The following is an 11,286-nucleotide window of genomic DNA, read 5'->3' on the forward strand; positions in this document are numbered from 1 at the left end:
GTTCAGGCGACTTTCAGCGTGATTGCATACGGAAGTGCGGCGCGTTCGCGCGGCAGCGTGACCTGCAGGCCCTCGGCCGTCTGGCGGAACGCGAGCGCGCCGCCGCCCACGAGTTCGACGCGGGACACGGCCTTCTTGAGGTGCTCGCCGCCGGCGCGCATGGTCTTGATGGTCACGGTGCCGTCTTCCGGCCAGCCCATCACGAACGCGTACACGGCATCCTTGCCGGTCGTGAAGCGGATGTCCGCGGCGGAGAACGGCTTGCCCTTGCCTTCGTTGAAGCCGGGGCCGGACATCGGCGCCGCGGCCGCCTCCGCCACCGGGCCTTCGCCATACAGCGCCCACGGGCGCGAATCGTAGATGCCTTCGCCGTTGACGGCCATCCAGCGGCCGATTTCCTCGACGATGGCGCGTTCCTGCTCGTCGATCGTGCCGTCGCCGCGCACGGGCACGGACAGCAGCAGGTTGCCGTTCTTGCTGACGATGTCGATCAGCGTGTGCACCACGGTCTGCGCGCTCTTGTACCCCTTGCGGTCGTAGATGCGGCGGTCGTAGTGCCAGCTGCCGATGCAGGTGCAGGTCTGCCACGGCAGCGGTTCGATGCGCGGGCTCTGGCCGCGCTCGATGTCCCACACCATCGACTTGCGCTGCACCTCGTCGAGGATCTTGCCGTTGACGACGGCTTCGACCTTGCCGTGCTTCGCGACGCTGCGGTTGTACATGTGCGCGGCCAGGCGCATGCCGATGTCGCTGACCGGATACAGGGGCAGCACCGTGTCGTCGTAATACACGAGGTCCGGGTCGTAGTTGTCGAGCAGGTCGACGGTGCGGTTGTACAGCTTGTCCGCATACGCCTTGTCCGGCGGGAGCACACCGCCGCCCCATGCCCAGCGCTGGTCGGTGCTGCCGCCGTCCTTGCTGAGCGGGTGATTCTGCGCGTACAGCGCCTGTGGATCCAGCCCGTTCCACCACTGGCCTTTGCCATCGGCCTTCTTCAGCCGGCCGTCGTACGGCACGCCGGCCAGCGGGCCGGTCTTGTCGGCGCCCTGCGCCGTCTCGTACCAGTTCCATGCGTGGGCCGCGTGCACGGACACGCCGAAGCGCAGGCCGTGCTTGCGGGCCGCGTCGCGCCAGCCGCCGATCAGGTCCTTGCCCGGACCCAGCTTCGTCGAATTCCACTCGGGCTGGTAGCGGCTCTTGTACAGGTCGAAGTTGTCGTGATGGTTCGCCAGTGCGACGAAGTACCTGGCGCCGGCCTTCTTGTACAGGCCCACGAGTTCGTCCGGATTCCAGCGCTGCGCCTTCCACCGCTGGATCACGTCCTTGAAGCCGAATTTCGACGGGTGTCCGTACTTGGCGACGTGGTATTTATAGTGATCGCTGCCCTCCTCGTACATCCCGCGCGCGTACCAGTCGCCGTGTTCGGGTTCGCATTGCGGGCCCCAGTGCGCCCAGATGCCGAACTTGGCGTTGCGGAACCAGTCCGGGGTTTCGTATCTGGACAGCGAGGGCCAGGTCGGTTCGAACGGGCCGGTTGCCATGGGCACGCGGGCGCCGGCGGCGCCGGCATACGGGGACACGGCGAGCGCCGGGATGGCGGCCGCCATGTGCTGCAGGAGTTCACGTCGTTTCATCGGTATCTTTCCAAGGTAGGTGACGGCCGCTCGACAGGCGGCTCTTCGACTATCCACGGGATGGTGCCCGTGGCCCCGGACGCCCGCAATTATCAAATCTGCCAGAAGCCATTACGATTTTCGTATAGGTTCGCCCGTGATTTGCGCCAGGAGTTCGGCATGGTCCGGCATCGCGCCGACCACCTGCCGGATCGTCGCGTGCACCTTGCGGAAGTGGTCCAGCAGGCGCGCCTGGTCCATGCGGTCGAGCAGCGGGTCGGTCCGCTCGGGGCGGATGCCGTGGCCCAGCATCATCGACGCGTACGAATCGGCCTGGAACCCTTCCTTGTCGTAGATGGTGATGCGGCCGGACGTGCGGAACAGGTCGATCTGGTGCTGCAGCGTGTCGGGGATGGGCATGCTGGCGCAATAGCGCCAGAACTCGGAATCGCTGCGGTTCGTCAGCTTGTAGTGCAGGACGATGAAGTCGCGCACGAATTCGTAGCGCTGCGCGACGAGGCGGTTGAATTCGTCGGCGAGTTCCGGATTGCAGTCGCGGTCCGGGAAATACTGGATCAGCCAGCCGACCGCCAGTTCGATGATGTTGATGCTGGTCGATTCGAGCGGTTCGAGGAAGCCGCTCGACAGGCCCACCGCCACGCAGTTCTTGACCCACGACTTGCGCCGCCGGCCCGTCGTGAAGCGCAGCTGGCGCGGCGCGTCCAGCGCCTCGGTGTCCAGGCCGTCCAGCAGCACGCGTCCCGCCTCGTCGTCCGACATGAACGCGTTGCAATACACGTGGCCGTTGCCGTTGCGGTGCTGCAGCGGGATGCGCCACTGCCACCCGGCGGGCTTCGCCGTCGAGCGCGTGTATGGCGTGAGCTTGTCGGCCAGCGCGCTGGGCACGGCCTGGGCGCTGTTACAGGGCAGCATGGCGCTCCAGTCCTCGTAGCCAGCCTGGTACACGCCTTCGATCAGCAGGCCGCGGAACCCCGTGCAGTCGACGAACAGGTCGCCCTCGATGCGGCGGCCGTCCTTCAGCTGCAGCGCGGTGATGAAGCCCGTCTCCGGGTGCTGCTCGACGTGGCCGACCGTGCCCTCGACGCGCTGCACGCCGCGCGCCATCGCGTACTCGCGCAGGTACAGGGCATACAGGCCCGCGTCGAACTGGAAGGCGTACGAATACGCATTGGTGGGGCCGGGCTGGTCGCCGTGCGGCGGCACGAACTTGTTCTGGTGGGCCATCGCCGTCGAGATCGACCATTCCTCGTACGATGGCATGTCCGGATTGTCGCGCGCGAGATGCAGCCAGACCATGAAGGCCGGGCGGTTTTCGATGGCCGGACCGAAATCGCTGAAGCCGTGGAAGAACCGGTTGCCGAGATGGCCCCAGTCGCGGAAGTCGATGCCCAGCTTGAACGTGGCCTTCGTGCGCCGGACGAAGTCGGCGCCGTCGATGCCGAGCGCGTGGTTGTAGTAGCGGATCGTCGGCAGCGTCGATTCGCCCACGCCGACGGTGCCGATCTCCGGCGACTCGACGAGGACGATCTCGCAGGACGCCCCCAGCTTCAGCGCCAGCGGCGCGGCGGTCATCCAGCCGGCGGTGCCGCCGCCCACGATGACGATTTTACGAATGGCCTTGTCGGGCATAGTTTTCTCCAGTTCGGAAACGCAAAAACCTCCCGCGACCGGCCGGGTCGCGGGAGGCGTATGACTCACGGGGCGGCTATCAGAAAGTGTAGCCCATCCGCACCGTGTAGCGGCGGCCCGTGTAGAACGTGCCGCGTTCCATCATGCCGATATTCTGCTGCATGAACTGCTTGTACAGCGCATTGGTCAGGTTGGACGCCTCCACCGAGATGTTCAGGTGCTCGTTGACGTTGTAGTGGACGCCGGCGTCCAGCTGGCCGTAGGCACCGCCCCAGACCGGCAGCGCATAACCGACCGAACTGCCCTGGTGGTAGGTCGGGCTGTCCGGATTGCCGTCGATACCGTCGCTGCCGTTCGTGCCGAAGGCGTTGACCGCCTGCAGGTACTTCGTGCGCCAGCTGTAGGCCAGGCGACCGGACCACGGGCCCTTGTCGTACAACAGGGCCAGGTTGTACGAGTTCTTCGACAGCCCGATCAGCGGCGTGTTGTCCGCGTTCAGCAGGCGGCCGTCCGTGTCGCAACCGGAGAGATCGCGGGCCAGGTTCGCGTTCAGCGTGCCCTTCGGCGTGCACCAGCCGTTCACCAGCGACTTGCCCATGTTCTGGCGGCTGTCGACGTACGTGTAGTTGGCCGACACGCCGAAGCCGGACAGCAGGCCAGGCAGCTTGTCGAAATACTGCTGGTAGCCGATTTCCGCGCCGTTCAGGCGGCCCGACGCGCCGTTGACCGGCGACGTGATCAGGAAGTCATGCGGCGTCCCCGTCGTGTCGTTCACCGTGTACGCCGACGTCTTGCCGATGATGATGTCCTTCAGGCGCTTGTTGAACAGGGCCAAGGTCAGCGAGTTGCCCTTGCCGAAGTAGTACTCGGCCGTCAGGTCGAAGTTGGTCGACGTGACGGGCTTCAGCACCGGATTGCCGCGCGCGCTGCCCTGGTAATCGATCGAGTCCACCACCGACTTGCCGTTTTCCTGGTGCGTGTTCACCTTCTGTTCCAGCGTCGTGTAGGCCTGCATCTGGTAGAAGTCCGGACGCGTCATGCCTTTCGAGTACGCGGCGCGGAACTGCAGCTCGTCGCTGGCCTTCATGCGCAGGTTCAGGCTGGGCAGGACGTTCGTGTACTTGTGGTTGAAGTCGCGCTTGTCCGCCAGGCGCGGGATCAGCGGCACCACGGGCAACGGGTTCTGCGGCGGATCGAACAACGTATAGCCGGTCGCCGCCATGTCGGTACGCACGACGCGCACGCCGACGTTGCCGTCCACCGGGAAGCGCAAGGTGTCGACGCCGAAGCGCAGCTGCGCGTACGCGGCCTTGGTCTTCTCATGCTGGCCGTTCAGTCCCTTGTCGTCGCCGTAGGCGGCCGGGTTCCAGGTTTGCGAGCACGGCTGCTTGCAAACCGCTTGCGTGTAGCTGTGCAGGGTGGTGAAGGACGCCGGCGGGCCGCCCGCCAGCAGCCCCTGGTTCGGGACGACGACGGCCGGCGGCGCCCCCGCCTTGCCGCCGAAGAAATTCGCGAACTGCGCCGTCGCGACGTCGTTCGGCATGCGCAAGTTCGGCTTGCTCAGCCAGGCGAAGTCGGACAGCGGCTGCCAGCCGTTGCCGACGGTATCGACGGACCACGTCTGCGAGATCTGAGCCCAGTCGCTGTCGTGCGTCGAGCGCGTCATCGCGTCGCGGTTGGTGAAGCGCACGCCGAAACGCAGGTCGTTCAGCACGGTGCTGTCGAACGTGAACTTGGCGTCCAGGCGCGCCGCGTTCTGGGTGGCGATCGACTCGTCGCGGTGTTCCTGGGTGAAGCTCCAGTAGTAGTGGTTCGGATCGGCCAGGTAGGCGGTGTCCGCGGCGTCGAACGACAGCGTCGGCGGCGACGTGGTCACGTTCGTGGTCAGCTTCGGCAGGAACGTGCCGATACCCAGCGTGTTGTCGTACCCCACCGACGAGGCGGAAGTGTGCTGCAGGTCGGCGGTCAGGGTCCACTGGTCGGTGGCGCGCCATTGCGTGTTCCACGCGATGTCGGTCGTATCGGACTTGCGGGCCGCGACGCGGCTCTGGGTACCGATGCTGACGCCCGGATTCGACGGATCGCGCACGACGCCCCGCAGCAGTACGCCGCGGCTGTCGAATTCGGCGCCGGCATCCAGCATCGCCGCGGACGGGGGCGTGTTCTGGGACACCGACGTTTCCGTCGTGGTCATGTCGTACTTCGAGCGGAAATAGGTCAGGTAGGACGACAGCTTGTCCTTCTTCCACTGCAGCGCGCCGTACAGGCCGTCGCGGTCGCGGTCGAAGTTATTGGTGGTCCAGCTGGCACCGTTCGTGATCCAGCGCGTGGCGCCGCTCTTGTCGCCCACGACGGCATCGGTGCGCGGGATGTACGGGCTGAGGCTCGTGCCGTCGCTGCGCGTGCGCATGCGCGAATGGGCGACGTCGACCAGCGCACCGAACTGGCCGTAATCCGTGTTCCAGCGGTTGGACAGCAGGCCGGAGAACGCCGGTGCATTCTTGCCGCGCAGTTGCGAACGCGACGCTTCGACCGACACGGCGCCCTTGCTGCCCTTGTAGTCGAACGGCAGCGCGGTACGCAGGTTCACCAGGCCGCTGATGCCGCCTTCGATCTGCTCGGCCGACGGGTTCTTGTACACGTCCAGGCCGGTCATCAGCTCGGGCGGCACGTCCTCGAAACTGAGCGAGCGGCCGCCGTTCGCGGAGAACGAATCGCGGCCGTTCAGTTCCGAACGCACGTACGTCAGGCCGCGGATGGCCACGCCCGTGCCTTCGGCGGCGAAGTGCTGGATGCCGTCGCCCACGCCCTGCTGCGGGTCGACGCGGTTCAGCGTGCGGTCGATCGTGATGCCGGTGACGCGCTGCAGCACCTCGGTCACGGACTTGTCGGGCAGCTTGCCGATGTCGTCGGCGACGATCGAGTCGACGATCTCGTCCGCATTCTTCTTGCGGGCGGCGGCCGATTCCAGTGCGGCCCGTTGGCCCACGACGACGACGGTGGTCGTCTCGTCCTTCTTCACGGCGTCGGCCGCGTGCGCGCCGTGCGCGAACATGGCCCCGCTGGCCATCAGCACGAACTGCGCTGCCCCGGTCGCGATGGCGGTTCTTTGGAACTGCTTCACTTGGTATTCTCCTCTGCGTTTTTGTGCGTCCGTTCTTATCGGAATGCCGAAAGACGGCATGTACCGCTTAATGGCGGTGCAACAATTTTGATTAGGAGCAACCGGTGGAACAATTGTGAAAATCACCAGCACGACACATGAAAATTGCGATGTGTATGGCTTGCGCAACGACTTCACTCATGGCGCTGCGGTTTCGTGCACAGGATCGGCGGGCGGGTCCTGCTGCTCCGCCAGCGTGCGGAAGGCCTTCGGGGTGCACCCGTATTCCTCCTTGAACAGCTTGTTGAAATACGAGACGTTGGCATACCCGACCGAGTACGCGATCTCCGCGACGGTCGTCTCGTTTTTCTCGGTGAGCAGCCGTGCCGCCTCGGTCAGGCGCAGCTTGTTCAGGTAACTGGTGAACGTCATGCCGAGTTCCGATTTCAGCACGTCGTTGACCTTGGTGCGGTTCGTCCCCGTGGCGGCGACGACGCCTTCGAGGTCCAGTTCCGGATTCGTGTAATTCGTCGCGATGACCTTCAGCACCGCCGCCTTTTCCTTGTCGCGGTAAGGCTCCAGCGTCAGCTGGCGGTAGGCGACGAGCGGCAGGTCCTTCTTGAGCTGCGCGTCCACGCTCGCGAGCATCGCGCGCGCGTGGCCGCGGAAGAACCACACGCCGAACGCGACCCAACCCGCCGTCACGAGGCCCGCCAGCCAGGCCAGGTAGCGGTAGTCGCGGCCACGCAGCGTGATCCAGCTGATCTCGACATGGGCCGGAACGCCGCGCGGACTCTGCGGCGTCGCGCCGAACACCATGCGCTCCACGCGGTCGAGCAGGTAATCCTGGCGCGCCAGGTCGCGATGCACCGCGTCGAACCACCATGGGGGTATCGTCAACCGCGTCAGGTCGAGCGTGACCGGCACGCCCGCCTCGTTGCACGAAAAATAGGTCGTGGCGGGCGGATAAGTCAGGTAATTCCCGCGCTGCGACACGTGCTCGTCGAAGCTCGAGACGATGAACATCATCGAATTGGCGGGCGCGCATTTCGCGACGAACGAGATGGTGCTGTACATCGACAGATCGGCTTGCAGGGGCCGGCCCTTGCCGTCGCTTGCCAGCAGGTCCGCGGACGCGTTCGGATCCGGATCGGCCGCCGGCAGGTTCAGGTCGAAGCGCAGCTTGTCGCGTGCCTTGGCGTCGACCTGGACCATCGGCGGGTACCACTGCTTCGCCGTGACGCCGACACGCCAGCGGAGCGCGCCGGCATCGCCGGCCTCCTGCGCCAGCGGCAGCTGCTGCGACAGATAGCTGCGGTCGACGAGCACGATCGCCAGCAGCGCGTCCGCGAGCACGATCAGCATGAACGCGTACAACGCCTTCTTATAAAACTCTTGCATATGGCATGGTGGGTGATTGTCTCCGGCCGTCACCTCTCATGGGGACGTCGCTGGAATCATAACAGCCCACTCACGCCGGATCGCGGTTTCGTCGCTGCGTTGCAGTTACACAACGGAGCGACGCCCCCCCGTCAGGGCGCCGCGCGCGTGCGCAGGGGCTTACCGTGGACGTCGTACGACGCCGCTTCCAGGCGCACCGTCGTCTCCTGCGCCTTGTCGTCCGCCGCGCTGGCCGCGAGGATGACCCGGTAGTCGCCCGCCGCCACGTTCCACCGCTTCGTGGGCGCATCGTAGACGGCCAGCAGGCGCGGATCGATGGTCACGGACGCCTGCGCGGCGGCGCCGGGCCGCACGTCCAACTTCGCGAAGCCGCCCAGGCGCTTCGGCGCCTCCCAGCGCGCGCCCACGGGCGCCACGTAGATCTGCGCCACTTCCTTGCCTGCCCGCTTGCCCGTGTTCGCGACGGTGAACGACGCGGTCACGATGCCGTCGCTGACGGTGGCCTTCAGGCCGGACAGCGTGAAGTCCGTGTAGGACAGGCCGTGCCCGAACGGGAACAGCGGCTTCAGGCCTTTCAGGTCGAACCATTTGTAGCCGACGGCCGCGCCTTCGTGGTAGTCGACGTCGAAGCGGCGCTCGTTCCCGTCAAGATAACCGTCCAGCACGGGACGCGGCAGTTGCGCCGTCGATGCCGGGAACGTGGCCGGCAGGTGGCCGGACGGGTTGGCCTCGCCGAACAGGATGCCCGCGATGGCCTCGCCGCCGCTCGTGCCCGGATACCACGCTTCCAGCACCGCGGCCACATTCGACAGCCACGGCATGGCGACGGGACCGCCCGTCTCCAGTACCACCACCGTCCGCGGATTGGCCGCGGCCACGGCCGCGATCAGGTCGTCCTGGCCGGCCGGCAGGGACAGGTCGGGCGCGTCCACGCCCTCGCCCGTCCACTGGGTCGCGAACACGACGACGGCGTCGGCCTCGCGCGCCAGCGCAGCCGCCGCGGCGCGGTCGGCGCCGTCGGCATACGTGACCGTCGCGCCGGGCGCGCGCCGGCGGATCGCTTCCAGCGGCGCCGACGGGTAATACATGACCGGGCCGGGCCAGGACGTCGGCGCGATGCCCGGCACCGCATTGCCGCCGGCCGGGTACACGAGCGACGAGCCGCCGCCCGCCAGCACGCCCTTGTCCGCGTGGCCGCCGATGACGGCGATCCGCTTCACGGCCGGGGCCAGGGGCAGCGCGCGCGCGGCATTCTTCAGCAGGACCATGCCTTCCTGCGCGTCCTTGATCGACACGGCCGCATGGGCCTTGAAGTCGATAGCCTCCGGCGCCGGCGCCACGGGGTGGTCGACGACGCCGTGCTCGAACATCGAGCGCAGGATGCGGCGCGCCATGTCGTCCAGGCGCGCCTGCGGTACCCAGCCATTCGCGACGGCTTCCTTCAGCGGCGCGCCGAAGTAGTCGGCCAGGTCGAACGGCATGCCCGACTGCTGGTCCAGGCCGGCGTTCGCCGCCGGCACCGTGCTGTGGACGGCGCCCCAGTCCGACATGACCCAGCCCTTGAAGCCCCAGTCGCCCTTCAGCACGTCGGTCAGCAGCCAGCGGTTCTCGCACGAGTAGGCGCCGTTGACGCGGTTATAGGCGCACATGACGGCGCCGGGATTGCCCTCCTCGTTCGCGATCTGCAGCGCCAGCAGGTCGGACGTCACCGCGGCCTGCTCGGAGATCAGGACGTTCAGCGTCGTGCGGCCCGCCTCCTGGTCGTTCAGCGCGAAGTGCTTCAGCGTGGAGACCACGTGGTTCGACTGGATGCCCCGGATCTGCGCGCCGACCATGCGGCCGGCCAGCAGCGGGTCCTCGCCGCCGTATTCGAAATTGCGCCCGTTGCGCGGATCGCGCATCAGGTTGACGCCGCCCGCCAGCAGCACGTTGAAGCCATAGGCGCGCGCTTCCGCGCCGATCATCGCGCCGCCCGCGTAGGCGGTGTCGACGTCCCAGGTGGCCGCCGTGTTCAGGCCGGACGGGAGCGCCGTCGCCGGGCGCACGTTCGGGCCGGCCTGGCTGGCGACGCCGAGGCCGGCGTCCGTTTCCCACAGGTGCGGGATGCCCAGGCGCGGCACGCCGTAGATGAAACCCGCCGACTGGTCGTGCGAAGGCGCCGGGCGCTTCATCTTCTTGCCATCATTGTCCATGCCAAAGTAGCCGAAGACGAGCTTCAGTTTTTCGTCCTGCGTCATCTCGCGCAGCACGAGGGCGGCCCGCTCGTCCGCCGGAAGCTTCGCATTCATCCATGGCTCGGCGGCGAGCGCGCTGCCGCAGCAGACGGCGGTGGCGCACAGCAGTGCGATCCTGTTCCTGATGGTGGCGAGACGGTCCACGTGCAGCTCCTCTTGCAAAAAGGGGAGATGGTAGCCGGGTCGGGCCCGGAACGGCACACGAAAATCGCGCGGGTGGCACATGAAATCGCAGCATCGGCAGAAATCATTGCCGCACTCCACCATTTTCATAATTGCGCCGTGCGCGCGCCCGTGACGACAATCCCTTTTATTTCAAGGGGTTTCCCATGCGCAAACTGTTGTTGACACTGTTCTTCCTCGCCGCCGGCGCCCAGGCGCAGACGGCCGTGATTCCGCTCTGGCCGGAAGGCGTGCCGAACGCGAAAGCGAATCCCGGTCCGGAAAAGATCGACGGGACCTTCATCAGCAACGTCTCGCAGCCGTCGCTGACCTATTACCCCGCCGCCGCGGGCCACGCCGCGAAGACCGCGGTCATCATCTGCCCGGGCGGCAGCTACCAGTTCCTGGCGGCCGACCATGAAGGCAGGCAGTACGCGCAGTGGTTGTCCAGCCTCGGCGTCGCCGCCTTCGTACTGAAGTACCGGCTGGCGGACTACGGCCACCCGGCGCCGCTGCAGGACGTGCTGCGCGCGCTGCGCACCGTGCGCGCGCATGCCGCCGACTACGGCGTGGCGCCCGACCATGTCGGCGTGATGGGCAGCTCGGCCGGCGGCCACCTGGCCGCCAGCGCGGCCACGCTGTTCGACGACCCGGCGGGCCGCACGGGCGCCGCGCTGGATGCCGTCAGCGCGCGCCCCGACTTCGCGCTGCTGGTGTACCCGGTGATCACCCTGATGCCGCCGTTCGCGCACGAAGGCTCGCGCTATGCCCTGCTGGGCGCCCATCCGACGCCGGAACAGGTGAAGGCGATGTCGGTGGAGACCCGCGTCACCGCGCAGACGCCGCCCGTCTTCCTCGTCCACGCGCAGGACGACGGCGCCGTCCCGGTCGAGAACAGCATCCTGTTCTTCCAGGCCCTCACCCGCGCCAAGGTACCGGCGGAGATGCACCTGTTCGAGCGCGGCGGCCACGGTGCCGGCATGGGCGCCGGCCACGGCGACTTCTCGCTGTGGCCGAAGCGCGCCGAGGAGTGGCTGCGCGACCATAAGCTGATCCAATAATCGGCGCATCGGAATTCGGGGTCAGAGCGTCGCCGCCGTGCGGCTCCAGACTCTGACCCCTG

General features: G+C 67.0%; 6 protein-coding genes. 1 reads left to right on the top strand and 5 read right to left on the bottom strand.

All coding sequences use genetic code 11. The annotated features are described in order from the left end of the window. Positions 1-2: 2 nt before the first annotated feature. The 5 genes from ACEN9G_RS01015 to ACEN9G_RS01035 all read right to left on the bottom strand — a co-directional run bounded on the left by ACEN9G_RS01015 (position 3) and on the right by ACEN9G_RS01035 (position 10,145). Positions 3-1,634 carry an alpha-L-fucosidase gene (locus ACEN9G_RS01015; RefSeq protein ID WP_413338391.1) on the bottom strand — a complete coding sequence of 544 codons (1,632 nt, stop codon included), beginning with the start codon at positions 1,632-1,634 and terminating at the stop codon, positions 3-5. A 111-nt stretch (positions 1,635-1,745) separates the two neighbouring features. Beyond that, the gene (locus ACEN9G_RS01020) at positions 1,746-3,263 is read right to left on the bottom strand and encodes a tryptophan halogenase family protein (RefSeq protein WP_413338389.1); all 1,518 of its coding nucleotides are present in this window, start codon (positions 3,261-3,263) and stop codon (positions 1,746-1,748) included. A 79-nt stretch (positions 3,264-3,342) separates the two neighbouring features. Next, on the bottom strand, positions 3,343-6,387 hold the full coding sequence (locus ACEN9G_RS01025; protein ID WP_413338387.1) for a TonB-dependent receptor: 3,045 nt from the start codon (positions 6,385-6,387) through the stop codon (positions 3,343-3,345). Positions 6,388-6,564: 177 nt separating this feature from the next. Next, entirely contained in the window at positions 6,565-7,767 is a 1,203-nt protein-coding gene (locus ACEN9G_RS01030; RefSeq protein WP_413338385.1) for a helix-turn-helix domain-containing protein, read from the bottom strand. Between the two features lie 131 nt (positions 7,768-7,898). After that, complete coding sequence (locus tag ACEN9G_RS01035; RefSeq protein WP_483127588.1) at positions 7,899-10,145, bottom strand: glycoside hydrolase family 3 C-terminal domain-containing protein; 2,247 nt, start codon at positions 10,143-10,145, stop codon at positions 7,899-7,901. 185 nt (positions 10,146-10,330) lie between these two features. Here ACEN9G_RS01035 and ACEN9G_RS01040 point away from each other — a divergent pair, with 185 nt between their 5' ends. Next, entirely contained in the window at positions 10,331-11,224 is an 894-nt protein-coding gene (locus ACEN9G_RS01040; protein ID WP_483127589.1) for an alpha/beta hydrolase, read from the top strand. The last annotated feature ends 62 nt before the right edge of the window (positions 11,225-11,286 follow it).

It is taken from the genome of Massilia sp. Masssp94, assembly GCF_059491305.1.